Source organism: Burkholderia sp. AU4i (genome assembly GCF_000466765.1).
GTDB lineage: Bacteria > Pseudomonadota > Gammaproteobacteria > Burkholderiales > Burkholderiaceae > Burkholderia > Burkholderia cepacia.
Window position 1 is genome coordinate 1 of record NZ_ASSI01000022.1, and the last position, 20,240, is coordinate 20,240.

The 20,240-nt window shown below is 68.8% G+C and carries 19 protein-coding genes and 1 pseudogene; 16 read left to right on the forward strand and 4 right to left on the reverse strand.

Annotated features, from left to right (window positions below):
- From L810_RS46870 to L810_RS03740, 7 genes and pseudogenes are all read left to right on the forward strand, one after another.
- Nucleotides 1-94 (forward strand): annotated as a pseudogene (locus tag L810_RS46870) (ABC-type transport auxiliary lipoprotein family protein); the annotation flags it as partial.
- Between the two features lie 19 nt (nucleotides 95-113).
- The gene (locus L810_RS03715) at nucleotides 114-1,265 is read left to right on the forward strand and encodes a VanZ family protein (protein WP_021157029.1); all 1,152 of its coding nucleotides are present in this window, start codon (nucleotides 114-116) and stop codon (nucleotides 1,263-1,265) included.
- Between the two features lie 317 nt (nucleotides 1,266-1,582).
- Complete coding sequence (locus L810_RS03720) at nucleotides 1,583-1,900, forward strand: (2Fe-2S) ferredoxin domain-containing protein (RefSeq protein ID WP_011694422.1); 318 nt, start codon at nucleotides 1,583-1,585, stop codon at nucleotides 1,898-1,900.
- Between the two features lie 13 nt (nucleotides 1,901-1,913).
- Nucleotides 1,914-2,558, forward strand: coding sequence for an alpha/beta hydrolase (locus tag L810_RS03725; RefSeq protein ID WP_021157030.1), 645 nt, complete (start codon nucleotides 1,914-1,916; stop codon nucleotides 2,556-2,558).
- Nucleotides 2,559-3,046: 488 nt separating this feature from the next.
- Nucleotides 3,047-4,357 carry a D-alanyl-D-alanine carboxypeptidase family protein gene (locus tag L810_RS03730; protein ID WP_021157031.1) on the forward strand — a complete coding sequence of 437 codons (1,311 nt, stop codon included), beginning with the start codon at nucleotides 3,047-3,049 and terminating at the stop codon, nucleotides 4,355-4,357.
- 48 nt (nucleotides 4,358-4,405) lie between these two features.
- Nucleotides 4,406-5,332, forward strand: coding sequence for a D-amino acid aminotransferase (locus L810_RS03735; protein WP_021157032.1), 927 nt, complete (start codon nucleotides 4,406-4,408; stop codon nucleotides 5,330-5,332).
- Nucleotides 5,332-5,640, forward strand: a complete 309-nt coding sequence (locus L810_RS03740; protein ID WP_011353335.1) for an HP0495 family protein — start codon at nucleotides 5,332-5,334, stop codon at nucleotides 5,638-5,640. Before L810_RS03735 ends, L810_RS03740 begins: the two co-directional genes overlap by 1 nt.
- Here L810_RS03740 and L810_RS03745 read toward each other — a convergent pair.
- On the reverse strand, nucleotides 5,624-6,610 hold the full coding sequence (locus L810_RS03745) for a transcriptional regulator GcvA (RefSeq protein ID WP_021157034.1): 987 nt from the start codon (nucleotides 6,608-6,610) through the stop codon (nucleotides 5,624-5,626). The genes L810_RS03740 and L810_RS03745 overlap by 17 nt on opposite strands.
- Nucleotides 6,611-6,712: 102 nt before the next feature.
- Between L810_RS03745 and L810_RS03750 the strand changes: the two genes are divergently transcribed.
- The 6 genes from L810_RS03750 (at nucleotide 6,713) to L810_RS03775 (ending at nucleotide 11,936) form a co-directional block, all read left to right on the forward strand.
- On the forward strand, nucleotides 6,713-7,039 hold the full coding sequence (locus L810_RS03750) for a DUF2917 domain-containing protein (protein WP_021157035.1): 327 nt from the start codon (nucleotides 6,713-6,715) through the stop codon (nucleotides 7,037-7,039).
- Between the two features lie 84 nt (nucleotides 7,040-7,123).
- A complete protein-coding gene (lipB, locus tag L810_RS03755; protein WP_021157036.1) occupies nucleotides 7,124-7,882 on the forward strand; it encodes a lipoyl(octanoyl) transferase LipB in 759 nt (252 codons plus the stop codon).
- Nucleotides 7,875-8,867, forward strand: coding sequence for a lipoyl synthase (lipA, locus tag L810_RS03760; RefSeq protein WP_011886137.1), 993 nt, complete (start codon nucleotides 7,875-7,877; stop codon nucleotides 8,865-8,867). The genes lipB and lipA overlap by 8 nt, the downstream gene beginning before the upstream one ends.
- Before the next feature lie 251 nt (nucleotides 8,868-9,118).
- A complete protein-coding gene (gene tauA, locus L810_RS03765) occupies nucleotides 9,119-10,135 on the forward strand; it encodes a taurine ABC transporter substrate-binding protein (RefSeq protein WP_021157037.1) in 1,017 nt (338 codons plus the stop codon).
- Between the two features lie 38 nt (nucleotides 10,136-10,173).
- The gene (locus L810_RS03770; RefSeq protein ID WP_021157038.1) at nucleotides 10,174-10,971 is read left to right on the forward strand and encodes a taurine ABC transporter ATP-binding protein; all 798 of its coding nucleotides are present in this window, start codon (nucleotides 10,174-10,176) and stop codon (nucleotides 10,969-10,971) included.
- The gene (locus L810_RS03775; protein WP_042973085.1) at nucleotides 10,971-11,936 is read left to right on the forward strand and encodes an ABC transporter permease subunit; all 966 of its coding nucleotides are present in this window, start codon (nucleotides 10,971-10,973) and stop codon (nucleotides 11,934-11,936) included. The genes L810_RS03770 and L810_RS03775 overlap by 1 nt, the downstream gene beginning before the upstream one ends.
- A gap of 17 nt (nucleotides 11,937-11,953) precedes the next feature.
- Here L810_RS03775 and L810_RS43870 read toward each other — a convergent pair whose 3' ends face one another.
- The 3 genes from L810_RS43870 to L810_RS03790 all read right to left on the reverse strand — a co-directional run bounded on the left by L810_RS43870 (nucleotide 11,954) and on the right by L810_RS03790 (nucleotide 15,467).
- On the reverse strand, nucleotides 11,954-12,550 hold the full coding sequence (locus L810_RS43870; protein WP_021157040.1) for a hypothetical protein: 597 nt from the start codon (nucleotides 12,548-12,550) through the stop codon (nucleotides 11,954-11,956).
- Nucleotides 12,551-12,555: 5 nt separating this feature from the next.
- Nucleotides 12,556-14,433: a gamma-glutamyltransferase gene (gene ggt, locus L810_RS03785; protein WP_021157041.1), complete on the reverse strand. Its 1,878-nt coding sequence runs from the start codon at nucleotides 14,431-14,433 to the stop codon at nucleotides 12,556-12,558.
- Nucleotides 14,434-14,504: 71 nt separating this feature from the next.
- Nucleotides 14,505-15,467, reverse strand: coding sequence for a LysR family transcriptional regulator (locus tag L810_RS03790; protein WP_021157042.1), 963 nt, complete (start codon nucleotides 15,465-15,467; stop codon nucleotides 14,505-14,507).
- A gap of 249 nt (nucleotides 15,468-15,716) precedes the next feature.
- On the opposite strand from L810_RS03790, the gene L810_RS03795 reads away from it, so the two are divergent.
- The 3 genes from L810_RS03795 to L810_RS03805 are packed head-to-tail and all read left to right on the forward strand — an operon-like array spanning nucleotide 15,717 to nucleotide 20,238.
- Nucleotides 15,717-17,849 (forward strand): 3-hydroxyacyl-CoA dehydrogenase NAD-binding domain-containing protein, encoded by a 2,133-nt coding sequence (locus L810_RS03795; protein WP_042973092.1) that lies wholly within the window; start codon nucleotides 15,717-15,719, stop codon nucleotides 17,847-17,849.
- Between the two features lie 29 nt (nucleotides 17,850-17,878).
- Nucleotides 17,879-19,087 (forward strand): acyl-CoA dehydrogenase family protein, encoded by a 1,209-nt coding sequence (locus tag L810_RS03800; protein ID WP_021157044.1) that lies wholly within the window; start codon nucleotides 17,879-17,881, stop codon nucleotides 19,085-19,087.
- A 14-nt stretch (nucleotides 19,088-19,101) separates the two neighbouring features.
- Complete coding sequence (locus L810_RS03805) at nucleotides 19,102-20,238, forward strand: acyl-CoA dehydrogenase family protein (protein WP_021157045.1); 1,137 nt, start codon at nucleotides 19,102-19,104, stop codon at nucleotides 20,236-20,238.
- Nucleotides 20,239-20,240 lie beyond the last annotated feature (2 nt).

Genomic DNA, 20,240 nt, shown 5'->3' on the forward strand with positions numbered 1-20,240 from the left:
GGGCGGCGCCCGCGCGCTCGCGGCGGCGAGCAACGAGCTCGTGTCGCAGATCGCCGCATGGGTCGGCATCCAGGCGTACGCGGGCACGCCGTGACGCGTGCCGCGCAGCCGCGATGAGCGCGACCGGCACGCCTCGCGCATCGCCGCTCGCGCGGCAGGCCTTTGCCGCCTACGCGGCACTCATCGTCTACGCGTCGCTGTATCCGTTCGCAGGCTGGGTGTCGCTCGGCATCGGGCCGTTCGACTACCTGTTCGCGCCGATGCAGCGCTACGTGACCGCATTCGACGTCGTCACGAACGTGCTCGGCTACCTGCCGTTCGGCGCGCTCGGCGTGCTCGCGCTGCACCCGCGCTGGCGCGGCGTGGCCGCGACGCTGATCGCGGCCGGGCTCGGCGTGCTGCTGTCGGGCGCGATGGAAGCGCTGCAAACCTACCTGCCGACGCGCGTCGCGTCGAATCTCGATCTCGCGGCCAACGCGCTCGGCGCGCTGCTGGGGGCGGCGCTCGTCGCGCCGGCCACCGGTGCGCTGCTCGATCGCGGCGCGCTGCGCCGGCTGCGCTTCGCGTGGTTCGAGGACGACGGTGCGACGCCGCTGCTGCTCGCCGGGCTGTGGCCGTTCGCGGTCCTGTTCCCGTCGCCGTTCCTGTTCGGTATCGGCGACTGGCCGGCCGCGCTGTGGGAGCGTGCCGACGCGTCGATGCAGGACACGCTGCTCGCATGGCTGCCGGCCGCGTGGCGCGTGGGCGAATGGCCCGAGCGCGTCGACGGCTGGCTGTCCGACTCCGCGTGGGAGGCCGCGCTCGGCGGCCTGATGCTGTTCGCCGCGCTGGCGATCGCGTCGCTCGCGATGCGGCCGCGCGCACCGCGCATCCGGCTGCTGATCGCGCTCGTCGCCGCGACGCTCGTGCTGAAGGCGGCCGCGACCTTCATGCAGTCGGCCACCGGCCTCGTCGTCGTGTGGGCGACGCCCGGCGCGCGCCTCGGGATCGAGCTCGGCTTCGCGGCCGCGCTCGTCGCGCTGCACGTGCCGGCGACGTGGCGCGCGACACTGGCTGCGCTCGCGCTGCTGGCCGGCGTGGCGCTCGTGAACCTGCTGCCCGTCAACCCGTTCTTCGACTTCACGCTGTCGGGCTGGCGGCAGGGCCGTTACGTGCACTTCAACAGCCTCGCACGCTGGCTCGCGTGGATCTGGCCCTACGCGGCGCTGATCTGGCTCGGCCAGCGCGTCGAGCACGCATGGCTGCCGGCCGTGCTGCGCCGCTGACGCGAAGGCTGCGACGGTTGCGCCGCGACGGCCGCGGCGGTACCGCGGGCAGCGGCGTGCGCCCCTCGTTATAATCGTCCGCACGAGTGCAGTGTTCGGCACCGATCGGCACGTGTGTGCGGCGCCTTCGCACCCGTGGCCGCGTTGCAAATCCTCGCGATACCACCAGGCATCGCTGCGGTTCGCGCGTCGCCACGAGCACGAATCCGCTGGCACTCAAGCGCCGCCGGGCACCGAACGCTACACGCCCGTTGCCCCGCGCAGCGGCAACCGCTCCTTTTTCCGCACGGCCTTGCGCCGGGCAGCTCGCCATCACCATGGATTCCTACTACCAGCACCACGTCTTCTTCTGCCTGAACCAGCGCGAACCGGGCGCCGAACGCCCGAGCTGCGCGCAATGCGACGCTCAGACCATGCAGGAATACGCGAAAAAGCGCGTGAAGGAGCTCGGCCTCGCGGGGCCCGGCAAGGTTCGCATCAACAAGGCCGGCTGCCTCGACCGCTGCGAGGAAGGGCCGGTGATGGTCGTGTATCCGGAAGGCACGTGGTACACGTACGTCGACCAGGCCGACATCGACGAGATCGTCGAATCGCACCTGCGCGACGGCAAGGTCGTCGACCGCCTGAAGATCTGAGCGGGCCGGCCGAATGAACGTTCATACGCAGAAATCGCTGATCGCGGGCCCGGTCGGGCAGATCGAAATCGCGGTCGACCTCCCCGATGCCGTGCGCGAAGGCGGCGCCGCGCCGCGCGGCATCGCGCTCGTCGCGCATCCGCATCCGCTGTTCGGCGGCACGATGGACAACAAGGTCGCGCAAACGCTCGCGCGCACGCTTGTGCAGTTGAACTACGTCGTGTTCCGGTCGAACTTCCGCGGCGTCGGCGCGACCGAAGGCGTGCACGACAACGGCACCGGCGAGGCCGACGACCTGCTCGCGGTGCTCGCGCACATGCGCGCGCAGCCCGCGTATGCGGACCTGCCGCTCGTGCTCGCGGGCTTCTCGTTCGGCACCTTCGTGCTGTCGCACGTCGCGAAGCGGCTGCGCGACGCGGGCGAGACGATCGAACGGATGGTGTTCGTCGGCACGGCAGCGAGCCGCTGGCAGGTGGCCGACGTGCCCGAGAACACGCTCGTGATCCACGGCGAAACCGACGACACGGTGCCGATCGCGTCGGTGTACGACTGGGCGCGGCCGCAGGAACTGCCGGTCGTCGTGATCCCCGGCGCCGAGCATTTCCTGCATCGCAAGCTGCACGTGCTCAAACGCATCATCGTCGACGCCTGGCGCTAGCCGGCACGCGGGAGGCCGGCGCGACGCCGGCGGCCCGCGCGGTGTTGCATGCACTTGCTCCGGCCGGCGCCGGATGCGCGTTTCCCTTCTCGCGACATCGCGCCGCGGCGTGCGGCGCGACCCGACTTCTCCTTCGCCTGCGCACACCTTTCGCACACCTTCGCGTGCGATGACGCGCAGCTTGCCGGCACCCCGCGCCCGATGAAGATGGACGGCGATCCTGCGCCAGGTTCGCGAAAACGCGCTGCGCGGCCACGTATAATGGCCGGATTCCGCGTCGCCCGCGGCCCGGCTGGGCTCATGCGGCGCTCGTTTCGCCGCCTGTCCGCCCGCTCGCGACGGCCGCGAACCGAACGCGCCCGCACGAGTCCAACCGGCGCGTTTCGCGTCGCCCGACGATTTCGGGCGAGTGCCCGAAACGCCCGCCGCCTTGCCGTTCAACCCTGCGCGTTTCGCACCGCACTTTCTGCCATCAGCCTGAATCGATCATGCGTCTGTCTTCCCAAGGCCTCAAGTCCCTCGCTTCCTCCATCGCCTTCGGCACCGCCGCGCGCAACGTCGCGCTCGGCGTGATGCTGCCTGTCGCGCTCGCGTCGACGATCGTCGTCGCCGAGGCCAAGCCGGCCGCCAAGGCCAAGGCCGCGCATGCGGCGCCGGCCGCCGAGCAGTTCACCGGCGCGCCCGCGACCTACATGCCGGGCGCGGTGCCGCCGCCGGGCGTGAATGCGCGCTCGTGGGTGCTCGTCGATGCGACCAGCAACACGGTGCTCGCGTCGGGCAATGCCGATGAACGCGTCGAGCCCGCATCGCTGACGAAGCTGATGACGGCGTACCTCGTGTTCGAGGCGCTCGACAAGAAGAAGATCTCGATGGAGCAGATCGTCACGCCGAGCGAAGCCGTGCGCCGCGTCGGCCGCGACGAGTCGCGCATGTTCATCGAGGCGAACAAGCCGGTGTCGGTGCACGACCTCGTGTACGGGATGATCATCCAGTCGGGCAACGACGCCGCGATCGCGCTGGCCGAACTGGTCGGCGGCAGCGAAGGGCAGTTCGTCACGATGATGAACGACGAGGCGGCGCGCCTCGGCATGAAGGGCACGCACTTCGCCGACGTGAACGGCATGCCCGACCCGAACCACTACACGACGGCCGGCGACCTCGCGAAGCTGTCCGCGCACCTGATCCGCGATTTTCCGCAGTACTACAGCATCTTCTCGGAGAAGGAATTCAAGTACAACAACATCCGCCAGGGCAACCGCAACCGCCTGCTGTGGCTGGATCCGACGGTCGACGGTCTGAAGACGGGCCATACGCAGGCGGCCGGCTACTGCCTGATCGCGTCGGCGAAGCGCGCGATCCCGGGCGTGGACGGCCAGCGCCGCCTGGTGTCGGTGATGATGGGCGAGCAGAAGGAAAGCGAGCGCACGCAGGACAGCATGAAGATGCTGAACTACGGCTACAGCGCGTTCGATTCGGTGCGCCTGTTCAAGGGCGGCCAGGCGATGTCGACGCCGCGCATCTACAAGGGCAAGGAAAACACCGTGCAGGTGGGCGTGAAGGGCGACCAGTGGGCGACCGTGCCGCGCGGCCTCGGCGACAAGGTCAAGACGGAAGTCGACGTCAACGCGCCGCTGATCGCGCCGCTCGCGGCAGGCCAGCAGGTCGGCACCGTGAAGATCGTCGCCGACGGCAAGACGCTGTCCGAATTCCCGGTCGTCGCACTGCAGGCCGTGCCGGAAGCGGGTATCTTCGGGCGTATCTGGGACTCGATCCTGCTGATGTTCAGCAAGAAGAAGTAAGCACGACGGGCCTTTGTTTTCACGACTTCATCCCCATCTGTCATAACCATGAGCCAAGCCGAATTCGAACCGATCGTCTACCTCAGCGTGTCGTCGCAGGAGGAAATGGTGCCGCTGTCGGAAGCCCGTGTACCGGTGCTCGACCGCGGGTTCATCTTCGGCGACGGCGTGTATGAAGTGGTGCCCGTTTATGCGCACGACGGCGCGCACGTGCCGTTCCGGATCGAGCAGCATCTGGCGCGGCTCGAGCGCAGCCTGAAGAAGATCGGCATTGCCAGCCCGCACGACGACGCGGGCTGGCGCGCGCTGATCGAGCGCGTCGTCGCGGCGAATGCCGAAGGGCTCGGCGGCGGCAACGCGCTCGTCTACCTGCAGGTGACGCGCGGCGTCGCGAAGCGCGGCCACGCGTTCCCCGCGAACGCGGTGCCGACGGTGTTCGTGATGACGAGCCCGCTGCGCCTGCCGTCCGCCGACGAACGCGCGCAGGGCGTGCGCTGCGTGACGGCCGAGGACCGCCGCTGGCTGCATTGCGACATCAAGTCGATCTCGCTGCTCGGCAACGTGCTGATGGCGCAGCATGCGGCCGAACGCGATGCGTTCGAGACGCTGCAGCTGCGCGACGGCAACCTGACGGAAGGTTCGTCGTCGAACGTGTGGATCGTGAAGAACGGCGAGCTGCTCGCGCCGCCGCGCAGCAACAAGATCCTCGAAGGGATCCGCTACGCGCTGATCGAGGAGCTGGCCGACGAATGCAGGATCCCGTTCGTCGCGCGCGAGATCAGCGAAGTGGAATTGCGCGCGGCCGACGAGATCATGATCACGTCGGCCACGAAGGAAGTGCTGCCCGTCACGTCGCTCGACGATCTGCCCGTCCATGGCGGCAAGCCGGGCCCCGTATTCGCGGCGTTGTATGACGCGTACCAGCGTGCGAAGGCGCGCGAGTTTGAACAGTTTGACCTAACCCGGAGAAAATGATGAGCGAACCGACCAAAACCATCGAGGTGACCGGCGCGATCGATACCCGGAAGGAGTCGCTGCTGGAGTTTCCGTGCGATTTCCCGATCAAGATCATGGGCAAGGCGCACCCCGAGTTCAAGGACACGATCTTCAAGGTCGTGGCCGTTCACGACAACGAGATCGACGTCGAGAAGATCGAGGAGCGCGCGTCGAGCGGCGGCAATTACACGGGCCTCACGATCACCGTGCGGGCGACCAGCCAGGAACAGCTCGACAACATCTACCGCGCACTGACCGGCCATCCGATGGTCAAGGTCGTACTTTAAGCGCCTTCCATCCTCCTTCCTGCGCGCACTCGGCGGGGGTCTTCCCCGCCGCGCGCCGCGCGTCCAGCTCGTCGCACAGCCGCTTGTATTCGGCGACTTCCTCGAACAGCCAGGTCCTGAACGCCTGCACGCGCGGCGTGTTCAGCAGCGGCGGCGGACACACGAAAAAATAGTGCCACGGGCTCGGCCCGTCGATGTCGAACAGGCGCACGATGCGCCCGTCGAGCAGGTCGTGCACCGCGAGCGAGCGGCGCACGAGCGCGATGCCCTGGCCGTCGATCGCGGCCAGCAGCAGGTTCGACGAATCCTGGTACAGAATTCCCCGTTTCGGCTCGGTCAGCGTCTTGAGTCCGGCCGCGTCGAACCACGGCCGCCACAGCTCGTCGTCCGAGCGCAGCAGGTTGTAGTGCACGAGATCGGCGGGCGTTTGCGGCAGCTTGCCGCCGTTCAGCGTCGGCGCGCATGCCGGAAAGAACACTTCGTCGAACAGCGCCTCGACATGCAGCCCCGGATAACTGCCGTGGCCGAAGCGGATCGCGAGATCGACATCGTCGCGCGCGAAATCGGTGAGCGAGTTCGTCGACTGCAGCTCGACGTCGATTTCCGGATGCCGTTCGATGAACGAGCCGATGCGCGGCGTGATGAAGCGCGCGGCGAACGACGACAGCATCGACACCACGAGCCGCCGGTCGCGGTCGCTCGCGCGCACGTCGCGTGTCGCGTCGGCGATGACCATCAGCGCGGTGCGGATCTGCTGCGCATAGCGCATGCCGGCGTCGGTCAGGCACAGCCGCTTGCCGTTGCGCGTGAACAGCTGCACGCCGAGCTCTTCCTCGAGCGCGCGCACCTGGTGGCTGACCGCGCCGTGCGTGACGTACAGCTCGTCGGCGGCGCGCGAGAAATTCTCGTGACGGGCGGCGGCTTCGAACGCGCGAATCGCGTTCAGCGCAGGCAGCTGGCGGAGGTCCATTTGCTAATTTTCCTCACATCGACGTGAAAATTGGTCGTTTTGTCGGACGCCTTGAAGTGACTACGATTGTAGCCATCGAAGCACGTATTGGCGGAGTCGATCATGCAAGAAATTTCTTCAAGCATCACGTTCGAAATCCCGGTGGGCGAAACCGTGCCGTTGAAGGTACAGCGCAGCACGCGGCTGGTGGTGCAGTGCGGGCCGGTGTGGGCGACGCGCAGCAACGACGTCGACGATTACTTCCTGGTCGACGGCGAGACGCTGAAGCTGCGCCGCGGCGAGCGGCTGTGGCTCAGCGCGGAAGGCCGGGAGGGCGCGCGCGTGGCGTTCTCGGTGTCGCGGCCGCCCCGGGAAGTCGCGCTCGGCGGGCTGGCACGGCTGCGCGAACGCGTGAGCGCGCTGCTCCACGACGGATGGCGCACCGTCTGACCATCATTTCCTCCGACGGATACCGGCGATCCGTCCCCCCTCCGAGGCCGGCGAGACCGACGGGTTTTCGGTAAACTACCGCCCATGTCCGTTTCGCCGGTTTCCATCGTGTCCACGCCTGTTGCCGTTTCCGCATCGCCCGCCGGGTCCCCGGATCAGCCGGCCCCGCCGGTCACCGTGCGGTGGCGGGGCGTCGAGACCTACGAGACGAGCTTCGACGCGATGCGCGCGTTCACCGACACGCGCACGGCCGATACCGGCGACGAGATCTGGCTGGTCGAGCACCCGCCCGTCTACACGCTCGGCCAGGCCGGCGACCCGGCCCACCTGCTGGTGGCCGACAGCGGCGTGCCGCTCGTGAAGGTCGACCGCGGCGGGCAGATCACCTACCACGGCCCCGGCCAAATCGTCGCCTACCTGCTGCTGGACCTGCGCCGGCGCAAGCTGATGGTGCGCACGCTCGTGACGAAGATCGAGGAGGCCGTGATCGAAACCCTCGCGGCGTATAATCTCGCTTCGGTCCGCAAGGCGGGCGCGCCCGGGATCTACGTGGCATCCGGCGTGCACGAGGGCGCGAAAATCGCGGCCCTCGGCCTGAAGATCCGCAACGGCTGCAGCTATCACGGGCTGAGCCTGAACGTGAAGATGGATCTGCGCCCGTTTCTTGCGATCAACCCGTGCGGCTATGCCGGACTGGAAACTGTCGACATGGCGAGCCTCGAGGTTGCCGCCGACTGGAACGACGTCGCCCATACGCTGGTGCGCCGTCTGATCGCCAACCTCGACGGCGCATCCGCGGCCGCCGACAAGCCGCAGGCACTGGAACAACATTCGAATGACTGACGTTACCGCTTCCCCCGCACCGGCCGATCCGGCCGCGACCCCTGCCTACGATCCGACCGCCAAGCAGAAGGCGCAGGCGAAGACGGCGCGCATCCCGATCAAGGTCATTCCGATCGAAAAGCTGAAGAAGCCCGAGTGGATCCGCGTGAAGGCGGCCACCGGCAGCTCGCGCTTCAACGAGATCAAGACGATCCTGCGCGAGCACAACCTGCATACGGTGTGCGAGGAAGCGAGCTGCCCGAACATCGGCGAATGCTTCGGCAAGGGCACCGCAACGTTCATGATCATGGGCGACAAGTGCACGCGCCGCTGCCCGTTCTGCGACGTCGGCCACGGCCGTCCCGACCCGCTCGACGCGGATGAACCGAAGAACCTCGCGCGCACGATCGCGGCGCTGAAGCTCAAGTACGTGGTGATCACGAGCGTCGACCGCGACGACCTGCGCGACGGCGGCGCCGCCCACTTCGTCGAATGCATCCGCGAAACGCGCGCGCAGTCGCCGGACACGCGCATCGAGATCCTGACGCCGGACTTCCGCGGCCGTCTCGACCGTGCGATCTCGATCCTGAATGCCGCGCCGCCGGACGTGATGAACCACAACCTCGAAACGGTGCCGCGCCTGTACAAGGAAGCGCGCCCGGGTTCGGACTACGCGCACTCGCTGAAGCTCCTGAAGGACTTCAAGGCGCTGCATCCGGACGTCGCGACGAAGTCGGGCCTGATGGTCGGCCTCGGCGAGACCGAAGAGGAAATCCTGCAGGTGATGCGCGACCTGCGCGCGCACGACGTCGACATGCTGACGATCGGCCAGTACCTGCAGCCGTCCGAGCACCACCTGCCGGTGCGCGCGTACGTGCATCCCGATACGTTCAAGATGTACGAGGAAGAGGCGTACAAGATGGGCTTCACGCACGCGGCCGTCGGCGCGATGGTGCGGTCGAGCTATCACGCCGACCTGCAGGCGCATGGGGCAGGGGTGGTCTGAGCCGCCTTGCTTCGTCGTCCTCTGACGAGCCAGAAAAAAGCCCGCAGCGATGCGGGCTTTTTCGTTGGTGCGGCCGCCGCCCGCGCATTCGCACGGCAATCGTCACCCGACCGGACACGCAATCCGGTCAAGCATGGAAAGCAAAGCTGAAACGGCATCGATAGCTTCGCAGGATAAGTTCGCTCCCGCCGCGCGCAAAGCTCCTATAGTCGGCTCTCCCGCAGCAATGCCCGCATTCGAAGGAGAGCCGCATGTCCCGTTTCAGCTTCATCCGCCGCGCCGTCGTCGCGCTGACCGCCTTTGCCGCGCTGGGCGCGGCGCACGCCGAATCGCGCGAAGTCGTGATCGCGTACCAGGACATGGTCGTGCCGTGGCGCTATGCGCAGGCGAGCGGTGAAGTCGAAAAGGCGACCGGCTACAAGGTCACGTTCCGCAAGCTCGACAGCGGCGCCGACGTGATCCGCGCGCTCGCATCGGGCTCCGTGCAGCTCGGCGAAGCCGGCTCGAGCCCGATCGCGGCCGGGCTGTCGCAGGGGCTCGACATCTCGCTGTTCTGGGTGCTCGACAACATCAACGACGCCGAGGCGCTCGTCGCGCGCAACGGTTCGGGCGTCACCAGCATCGCCGCGCTGAAGGGCAAGAAGATCGGCGTGCCGTTCGTGTCGACGTCGCATTTCCATACGCTCGTCGCGCTGCAGGCCGCGGGCGTCAATCCGAACGACGTGAAGATCGTCAACCTGCGTCCGCCCGAAGTCGCGGCGGCGTGGGCGCGCGGCGACATCGACGCGACCTACATCTGGGATCCGGTGCTCGCGAAGGTCAAGCAGTCGGGCACCGTGCTCACGACGTCGGGCCAGGTGGCGAAGGAAAGCGGCAAGGCGACCTTCGACGGCTTCGTCGTGAGCCGCAAGTTCGCGCGCGAGAACCCCGAGTTCGTCACGCGCTTCGTGAAGGTGCTCGCGGCCGCCGATGCCGACTATCGCGCGCACGCTGCCGCGTGGAAGGTCGGCTCGCCGCAGGTCGCGGCGGTCGCGAAGGTGTCGGGCGCGAACGCGCAGGACGTACCGGCCAGCCTCGCGCTCTACGCGTTCCCGACGCCGGCCGAGCAGGCGTCGCCGACGTGGCTCGGCGGCGGTGCGCAGTCGGGCGCCGCGAAATCGCTCGCGGCCACCGCCACGTTCCTCAAATCGCAAGGCACGATCCAGACGGTGCTCGCCGACTATTCGGCCGGCGTCGATCCGCAGTTCGTGCAGAAGGCCGCGCGCTGAGTGCGGCGACCCAACCCACTCGTCGCGGAGTCCTGAACATGAGCACGCTGGAAGTCCGTCAGGTATCGGTCGACTATCCGGGCGAACGCGGCCGGCCGACGACGCAGGCGCTCGCGCGCGTCGACCTGCGCATCGAGGCCGGTGAATTCGTCGTCGCGCTCGGCGCGTCCGGCTGCGGCAAGACGACGCTGCTGAACTGCATGGCCGGCTTCGTCGCGCCGACGACCGGCGACGTGCGCGTCGACGGCGTGCCGGTCACGGGCCCCGGCGCGGATCGTGGTGTCGTGTTCCAGAAATACGCGCTGCTGCCGTGGCTCGACGTGGTCGACAACGTCGCGCTCGGGTTGCGCTTCGCACGTGTGTCGAAGGCCGAACGCGAAGCGCGGGCGCGGGAGATGCTTGCGCTCGTCGGGCTCGACAGGCATGCGCATGCGCGCGTGTACGAGCTGTCGGGCGGGATGCAGCAGCGCGTCGGCATCGCGCGCGCGCTCGCGAGCGATCCGCGCGTGCTGCTGATGGACGAGCCGATGGGCGCGCTCGACGCGATGACGCGCGGCACGATGCAGGCGCTCGTGCTCGACGTATGGGCGCGCACCGGCAAGACGGTGTTCTTCATTACGCACGACGTCGAGGAGGCGCTGTTCCTCGCGACGCGTCTCGTCGTGATGACGCCCGGCCCCGGCCGGATCGCGGAAACCTTCGAACTGCCGTTCGCGCGCCGCTACGTCGAATCGCGCGATGCGCGCGCGGTGAAGTCGTCACCGGATTTCATCGCATGGCGCGAACGGCTGATCGCGTACCTGCATCGCGACGAGGCCGCCGAGGCGGCGGCGTGATGCACGAACTCGCGCGACAGGGCGCGTCGGTCGGACGCGGTCGGATCAGTACCTTGCACAGGCAGGACAGCATGAGCACGCAGGATTCTTGGGCGGCCGATCGCACGGCCGCGGAGCCCGGGCAGGATCAACGCGCGACGCAACGGCGTCACGCGGCGCGTCCGGCTCGCGCATCGCATCGCTACCGGTTGCCGGGGCAGGGGAAGACTGCCGGGCTGAGCGCGGCGACGGTCGCGGTACTGGCACTGCTGTGGTGGGTCGCCACCCATCGCCAGTGGCTGCCGCCGCTGTTCCTGCCCGCGCCGGAGGCCGTGTGGACCGCGTTCGTCGATGCGTGGCACGGCCGTATCCAGGGCGGCCTGCCGTTGTCCGACCATCTGCTGTGGAGCGCCGCGCGCGTGTTCGGTGCGTTCGCGCTCGCGACCGCGATCGGCGTGCCGGCCGGCATCCTGATGGGCGTAAGCCGCATCGCGCGCGGCGTGCTCGATCCGTTGCTGGAGTTCTACCGGCCGCTGCCGCCGCTCGCGTATCTGCCGCTCGTCGTGATCTGGTTCGGCATCGACGAAACCGCGAAGCTCGTCGTGATCTTCCTCGCATGCTTCGCGCCGATCGCGATGGCTGCCCGCGCCGGCGTGCGCGCGGCAACCGTCGAGCAGATCAACGCCGCGTATTCGCTCGGCGGCAGCTTCGCGCAGATCGTGCGCCACGTGGTGCTGCCGGCCGCGCTGCCGGAAATCCTCACGGGGCTGCGGATCGCGATCGGGTTCGGCTGGACGACGCTCGTCGCGGCCGAGATGGTCGCCGCGACGGCCGGGCTCGGGCAGATGGTGCTCAACGCATCGAGCTTCCTGCGCACCGATATCGTCGTGATGGGCATCCTGCTCATCGGCGCGATCGCATGGCTGTTCGATCTCGCGATGCGGTGGGTCGAGCGGCGGGTGGTGCCCTGGAAGGGGCGCGGTTGACGCAGCGCGCAGGGCGCTCAGATGTGCTGGTGCACGACCGTCAGCGGCTGGCCGTACGCGGCGGTGAATTCGGCGATGAACGCATCGCTCAGCAGCCAGTTCTGGAAATTGAAGCCGAGATGGCCGAAGGCCCACGGCGGATCGTAGCGCCATTGCGTGACGGGTTGCCGATGGCCGCACGCGCCGCATACGAGCGGAGCCGCATCGTCACCCTCGAACCAGTCGGAAAACGCGTCACCCCATGCGGCGCCGAGCGCGGTCTGCTCCGCGTTGCACGCCGGGCAGAAAATCTCGAGGCCGTTCCCGCCTGCATCGAAGATGCGGCGTTCCACGTCGACCTCCAGCCAGTTCGGGATGGACGGCGGCAAATTTGCGCGCGCGTCGCAGGCGTTCGCATAAAGCGGGCCGGGTGGGTAACCGGTTCGGTCGATGGCCGTCAGATCGCTCTCCTTGAGCCCCCAGGTCGTGCTCCAGTCGCGATACAGGTCGCCGACGCGCGTCGCCGCGCCGACGATTCCGCGCGCCTGCAGCCACGCGATCATGCGCTGTGCCTCGGCGGGCGCTTCAACGAGCGAAACCACCGGATCGACCAGATAGGTGAAGTTGTCGCTCATCGCACTCACTCCCCCATCGCCACGCCTTCCCGTCGCGGATCCGCCCCGCCGAACCACACCGTCTGCCCCTGCACGTTCAGCCGCTGGATTCCCTGCAGCCCCGAGTTCATCTCGACCACCCGCACGTCGTGCCCGCGGCCCTTCAGCCCGTCGGCGAGCGCATCGGACGCGCGGCCGCGTTCGAGTTGCGTCGGCCCGTTCATCGACCCGAAGTTCGGCAGCGCGATCGCCTGCTGCATCGTCATTCCCCAGTCGAGCACGCCGACCAGCGTCTTCGCGACGTGATTGATGATCGCGGGGCCGCCGGCCGAGCCCACGATCATCGTCACCTGTTTCGTCTTCTTGTCGAACACGAGTTCCGGCGACATCGCCGAGCGCGGCCGCTTGCCGGGCTGCACGCGGTTCGCGACCGGCCGGCCGTTGTCGTTCGACACGAACGAGAAATCGGTGAGCTGGTTGTTGAGCATGAAGCCGCGCACCATCAGCCGCGATCCGAACGCATCCTCGATGCTCGTCGTCATCGACAGCGCCTGGCCGTAGCGGTCGACGATCGCGATGTCGGAGGTCGACGGCAACTCGGGGCTGCGGTCGTCGGCCATCGCGAGCGTCGCGCCCTGCGGCGTGCCGGCCTGCGCGACGCCCATGCTGCTGTCGCCGATCAGGTGCGCGCGCTGCGCGAGATAGGTCTTGTCGGTGAGGCTCGCCCAGCTGCCGCCCGGCAGCGGCACGAAATCGGGATCGGCGACATAACGCGCGCGGTCCGCATAGGCGAGCCGCCCGGCTTCGCTGAACAGGTGCGCGGCGAACGGCGTCGGCTCGTAGCCGACGTCGTTGCGCACCGGCTTCTGCGCGCCGATCTGCTGCCAGTCGGGCATTGCTTCGAGGATGCCGAGCATCTGCGCGATCGCGAGGCCGCCCGACGACGGCGGCGGCATCCCGCACACCACCGAGCGCCGGTAATCCGCGCACAGCGGCGCGCGCACCTTCGCCTTGTAGCGCGCGAGATCCTGGAGCGACAGCAGGCCCGGGTTGGTCGGGTGCCTGCGCACCTTCGTGACGATGTCGCGCGCGATCGCGCCGCTGTAGAACGCGTTCGCGCCGCGGTCGGCGACTTGCCGCAGCACGGTCGCGAGCGCGGGGTTCTTCAGCACCGTGCCGGCCGCCTTCGGCGTGCCGTCCGGGTTGTAGAAATACGCACGCGCAGCCGGGTCGTTCTTCAGGTACTTGTCGTTCGCGATCAGCGTCGCGAGCCGCGGGCTGATCGTGAAGCCGTGCTCGGCGAGCCGGATCGCGGGCTGGAACAGGCGGCGCCACGGCAGCTTGCCGTGTGCGCGGTGCGCGGCGTCGAGCATGCGCAGCACGCCCGGCGTGCCGACCGAGCGCCCGCCGACGACGCCTTCGTAGAAGCTCATCGGCTGGCCGGTCGGCCCGTAGAACAGGCGGTCGGTCGCGGCGGCCGGCGCGGTCTCGCGGCCGTCGTACGCCTGCGTCGCCTTGCCGTCGAAGTACAGCAGGAACGCACCGCCGCCGATTCCCGACGATTGCGGCTCGACGAGCGCGAGCACCATCTGCGTCGCGATGGCCGCGTCGATCGCGGTGCCGCCCGCCTTCAGCATGTCGTAGCCGGCCTGCGTCGCGAGCGGATTCGCGGCCGCGATCATGAAGTGCTGCGAGGTCCAGCCCGGCTTGTCGGTCCAGCCGGACGACAGCTCGGGCGCATGGACGCCGGGCAGCGGCACGGCGGCACCCGATGCGGCGGCGACGGGCACCACCGCGCCCGACGGCGGCGTGGACGGGGACGTGCAGCCGGCGTTGAACGCGACGAGCGCGACGGCGGCGAGCAGCGTCCAGGAGCGCGAATGCGGACGAATCCGATCGAACATTGAACCCTCGGCAGCAGTGAATTCGAAGGAGGCGACGATGCCGGCGCAACGCGGCTGCCCGCCCCGGCGCGCTATTGTCGCCGCGCGGCCGGCGGGTTGTCACCCGACAGGAAACCCTGACGCATCGCGCCGGGCCCGCCCCGGCCGGTCTTTCCGGCCTGTTCGAGGATGAACTCTATGAACGTCGACGTCGCGCGCGTGTGGTGCCGGTTCGGCATGTAGAGCATGTACATGTGCGTGCCGAAGATGCTGAGCCGGTACGCGTCGAGCGACGTGACGACCGTGCCGCGCCGGATGTCGTCCTGCACCACGTAGTCGGGCACGATGCCGACGCCGATCCCGCCGAGGATCGCCTGCCGCAGGAACAGGAAGTTCTCCGAAATCAGCGTGGGCTCGAGCAGCACCTCGTGGCGCTCGTCGCCGAGATACGCGGCGATCCTGAGCTGCCGGCCCATCACCGTCGCGGTGACGACGGGGGAGGCCGACAACGCGCCGAGGCTCGCCGGCATCCCGTGCTCGGCCGCGAATGCGGCCGATGCGCACGCGACGTAGCGCACCGCGCCCATGTCGCGCGCGACGAGGTTCTGCGGCGGCTCGGGCATCACGCGCACCGCGATGTCGATCTCGTCGCGCATCAGGTCTTCCACGCGGTTCTCGAACACGACGTCGAGCACGATGCCCGGATGCAGCCGCTTGAACGCGAGCAGCCAGTCGGACATCACCATCTGCCCGTAGCCGCTCGGCACCGACAGCCGCACGCGGCCTTGCAGGTCCTGGCCGAGCGTCGTCACCGATTCCTGCGCGGCGAGCAGTTCGTTGCGGATGCGCCGCCCGTGCTCGTACAGCTTCAGCCCGATTTCGGTCGGCTCGATGCGCCGCGTCGTGCGCCGCACGAGCTGCTGGCCGATCGAGCGCTCGAGCTGGTTCAGCCGGTAGCTGACGTTCGCGCGGCTCATCTTGAGCCGCTGCGCGGCCTTGCTGAGATTGCCGGCGTCGAGGATCTCGACGAGCAGCGTCAGCGCGTTCAGGTCCATGCGTCGCGTCTCCTGATCCGTCCCGTTTAACGTTCGGAAGCATTCAGTGTCAAGTCAGACTTGACAGCTTGTAAAAGCGGGAGGGAATTGTCAATGAATCTCGATCAATCGAGAATCAGGTCATGCCCGGCGTACGGCCGGATCTTGTCCCGCTTCGTGCGGGACCGGGGCAGGCGCCCCGGCGCCGCTCGCGTGGCCGCGAGCCACGAACCGGCGTCGCCGCGCCTGCCGCCGCGTCAAGGAGACACGATGAACTCACCCGCTTCCCCCACCGGCCCGGCCGGCACCGTCACGCGCGAGCGGCGCGACAAGGTGCTCGTCGTCACGATCGACCATGCGCCCGTCAACGCGCTGTCCGCCGACGTGCGGCGCGGCCTCGCCGATGCGCTCGACGCCGCGCAGGCCGACGACGCGATCCGCGCGGTGCTGATCGTCGGCGCCGGCCGCAACTTCATCGCGGGCGCCGATATCCGCGAATTCGGCAAGCCGCCGGTGCCGCCGTCGCTGCCCGACGTGTGCGAGCGGATCGAATCGGGCACGAAGCCGGTCGTGGTCGCGCTGCATGGCGCGACGCTCGGCGGCGGCCTCGAAGTCGCGCTCGCCGCGCATTACCGGCTCGCGGTGCCCGGCGCGAAGCTCGGGCTGCCCGAAGTCACGCTCGGCCTGCTGCCCGGCGCGGGCGGCACGCAGCGCGCGCCGCGCCTGATCGGCGCGAAGGCCGCGCTCGACCTGATGCTGACGGGCCGCCACGCGAGCGCGGACGAAGCGCTCTCGCTCGGCCTCGTCGACCGCGTCGCACACAGCGACGACACGCTCGCCGAAGGCCTCGCCTACGCGCAGGAGCTCGTGTCGCTCGGCGCACCGGTGCGCCGCACGCGCGACGCGCAGGGGCTGGCCGACCGCGCGGCCGCGCAGGCCGCGATCGACGCGGCGCGCGCCGAGTTGCCGAAGAAGTCGCGTGGCCTTTTCTCGCCCGCGAAGATCGTCGACGCGGTCGAGGCCGCGCTCACGCAGTCGTTCGACGCGGGGATGAAGCTCGAACGCAGCCTGTTCCTGCAGTGCATCGACAGCCCGCAGCGCGCGGGCCTCGTGCATGCGTTCTTCGCGGAGCGTGAAGCGGCGAAGGTGCCCGAGGCACGTCGCGCGAGCGCGCGGCCGGTCGAGCGGATCGGCGTGGTCGGCGGCGGCACGATGGGCGCGGGCATCGCGGTCGCGGCGCTCGATGCCGGGCTGCCGGTGACGATGATCGAACGCGACGAAGCGTCGCTCGCACGCGGCCGCGCGCACGTCGAGAAGGTGTACGACGGCCTCGTCGCGAAAGGGCGGATGACGCCGGCCGCGCACGCCGCGCGGCTCGCGCGTTTCAAGGGCAGCACGTCGTACGACGCGCTCGCGCAGGCCGACGTCGTGATCGAGGCCGTGTTCGAGGACATGGCCGTGAAAAAGGCCGTGTTCGCCGAACTCGCGCGCGCGTGCAAGCCGGGTGCGGTGCTCGCGACCAACACGTCGTATCTCGACATCGACGAGATCGCCGCGAGCATCGACCGGCCGGCCGACGTGATCGGCCTGCATTTCTTCTCGCCGGCCAACGTGATGAAGCTGCTTGAGATCGTCGTGCCGGCGCGCGTGAGCGCCGAAGTGGTCGCGACCGCGTTCGCGCTCGCGAAGCAGCTGAAGAAGACGCCGGTGCGCGCCGGCGTGTGCGACGGCTTCATCGGCAACCGGATCCTCGCCGTCTATCGCACGGCGGCCGACTACCTGATGGAAGACGGCGCGTCGCCGTACCAGATCGATCGCGCGGTGCGCGAATTCGGCTTCCCGATGGGGCCGTTCCAGGTCGTCGACCTCGCCGGCGGCGACATCGGCTGGGCGACCCGCAAGCGCCGCGCGGCGACGCGCGACCCGCGCGCGCGCTACGTGGAGATTTCCGACCGGCTGTGCGAGCGCGGCTGGTTCGGGCAGAAGACGGGCCGCGGCTACTACCTGTATCCGGACGGCGCGCGCGTCGGCACGCCGGACCCGGAAGTCGACGCGATCGTCGCGGAAGAACGCGCGAAAAAGGGCATCGCGCCGCGCACGTTCACCCACGACGAGATCATGCGCCGCTACCTCGCGGCGATGATCAACGAAGGCGCGAACGTCGTGCACGAGAAGATCGCGCTGCGCCCGCTCGACGTCGATGCGGTGTTCCTGTACGGCTACGGCTTCCCGCGTTATCGCGGCGGCCCGATGCATTACGCGGACACGGTCGGCCTCGCGAACGTGCTCGCCGATATCCGCGCGTTCGCGAAGGAAGATCCGCTGTTCTGGAAGCCGTCGCCGCTGCTCGTCGATCTCGTCGCGCGCGGCGCGGATTTCGCGAGCCTGAACCGCCTCGACTGAACGCCAACCGCATTCGCCACGGACTGACGATGGACCTCAATTTCACTCCCGAAGAGGAAGCCTTCCGCACGGAAGTGCAGCGCTTCCTGCAAGCCGAACTGCCCGGGCGCATCGCGCGCAAGGTGAAGGGCGGCCTGCATCTCACGCGCGACGACATGCGCGAATGGCACGCGATACTCAACGCGCGCGGCTGGCTCGCGAGCCACTGGCCGCGCGAGTACGGCGGCCCCGGCTGGAGCGTCGCGCAGAAGTTCCTGTTCGACAACGAGTGCGCGCTCGCGGGTGCGCCGCGCATCGTGCCGTTCGGCGTGAACATGCTCGGCCCCGTGCTGATCAAGTACGGCGACGAAGCGCAGAAGCGCCGCTGGCTGCCGCGCATTCTCGACGGCACCGACTGGTGGTGCCAGGGCTATTCGGAGCCGGGCGCCGGCTCCGATCTCGCGTCGGTGAAGACGAGCGCGGTGCGCGGGCGCGACGCGCAGGGCGAGCACTACATCGTGAACGGCCAGAAGACATGGACCACGCTCGGCCACTACGCGAACATGATCTTCTGCCTCGTGCGCACCGCGACCGACGTGCGCAAGCAGGAAGGCATCAGCTTCCTGCTGATCGACATGAACACGCCGGGCGTCGAGGTCCGCCCGATCATCACGCTCGACGGCGAGCACGAAGTGAACGAGGTGTTCTTCACCGACGTGCGCGTGCCGGCGGAGAACCTCGTCGGCGAAGAGAACCGCGGCTGGACCTACGCGAAATACCTGCTCACGTACGAGCGCACCAACATCGCCGGAATCGGTTTTTCGACGGCCGCGCTCGACCGGCTGCGTGCCGTTGCCGCGAAGGTCATGAAGAACGGCCGGCCGCTCGCGGACGATCCGTTCTTCGCGGCGCGCATCGCGCGTGTCGAGATCGAACTCGAGAACATGCGCACGACCAACCTGCGGGTGCTGGCCGCGGTCGCGGGCGGCGGGGTGCCGGGCGCGGAAAGCTCGATGCTGAAGATCCGCGGCACGCAGATTCGCCAGGAGATCACCGCGCTGATGCGGCGCGCGATGGGACCGTATGCACAGCCGTTCGTCGACGAGGCGCTCGATGCCGACTACGACGGCGAGCCGGTCGGCCCGGACGAAGCCGCGAGCGCCGCGCAGCAGTATTTCAACAACCGGAAGCTGTCGATCTTCGGCGGCTCGAACGAGATCCAGAAGAACATCATCGCGAAGATGATGCTCGGGCTGTAACGAGGAGCGCGACGATGGATTTCCAGCACACAGAAGACCGCCGGATGCTGGCGGACACGTTGAACCGCTTCATCGCCGAACAGTATGCGTTCCCGGTGCGCGATCGCATCGCGCAGTCGGCCGAGGGCTTCGACCGCGCGATGTGGCAGCGCTTTGCGGAACTCGGCACGGTCGGCGCGCTGTTCGCGGAAGCCGACGGCGGTTTCGGCGGCGCGGGCTTCGACATCGCCGTGGTGTTCGAATGCCTCGGGCGCGGGCTCGTCGTCGAGCCGTTCCTCGGCGCGCTGCTCGCGGGCCGCGCGCTGTCGCTCGCCGGCGGCGACGCGCATCGCGAGCGGCTCGCCGCGCTGATCGACGGCAGCGCGAGCGCCGCGTTCGCGCATGACGAGCCGGGCTCGCACTACGAACTGACGACCGTGCGCACGCGCGCCGAACGCTCGGGCGACGGCTGGGTGCTCACGGGCGCGAAGGGTGTCGTTGACCAGGCCGCGCAGGCGGCGTTCTTCGTCGTCAGCGCGCGCGTGTCCGGGCAGGACGACGACGCGGCCGGCATCGGCCTGTTCGTCGTGCCGGCCGACGCAGCGGGCGTGTCGCTGCGCGACTACCGGAAGATCGACGGCGGCCGCGCGGCCGAAGTGCGCTTCGAGCGCGTCGTGCTGCCGGCCGATGCGGCGCTCGGCGCGCACGACGGCGAAGCGGGCGCCGAGTTGCTCGAACGCGTGCTCGGCTACGGGTTGCTCGCGCTGTCGGCGGAAGCGCTCGGCGCGATGGACGTCGCGAAGGAGCACACGCTCGAGTACCTGCGCACGCGCAAGCAGTTCGGGCTGCCGATCGGCAGTTTCCAGGCACTGCAGCACCGGATGGCCGACCTGCTGCTCGAAGTCGAGCAGGCGCGCTCGGCCGTGATCAACGCGGCCGCGCAGCTCGATGCGCCGCGGGTGGTGCGCGAACGCGCGCTGGCCGCGGCGAAATTCAGCATCGGGCGGATCGGCACGCTCGTCGCCGAGGAGAGCATCCAGTTGCACGGCGGGATCGGGATGACGTGGGAGCTGCCGCTGTCGCACTACGCGAAGCGCCTCGTGATGATCGATCACCAGCTCGGCGACGAGGATCACCATCTCGCGCGCTACATCGCGCTGTCGAAACAGTAAAG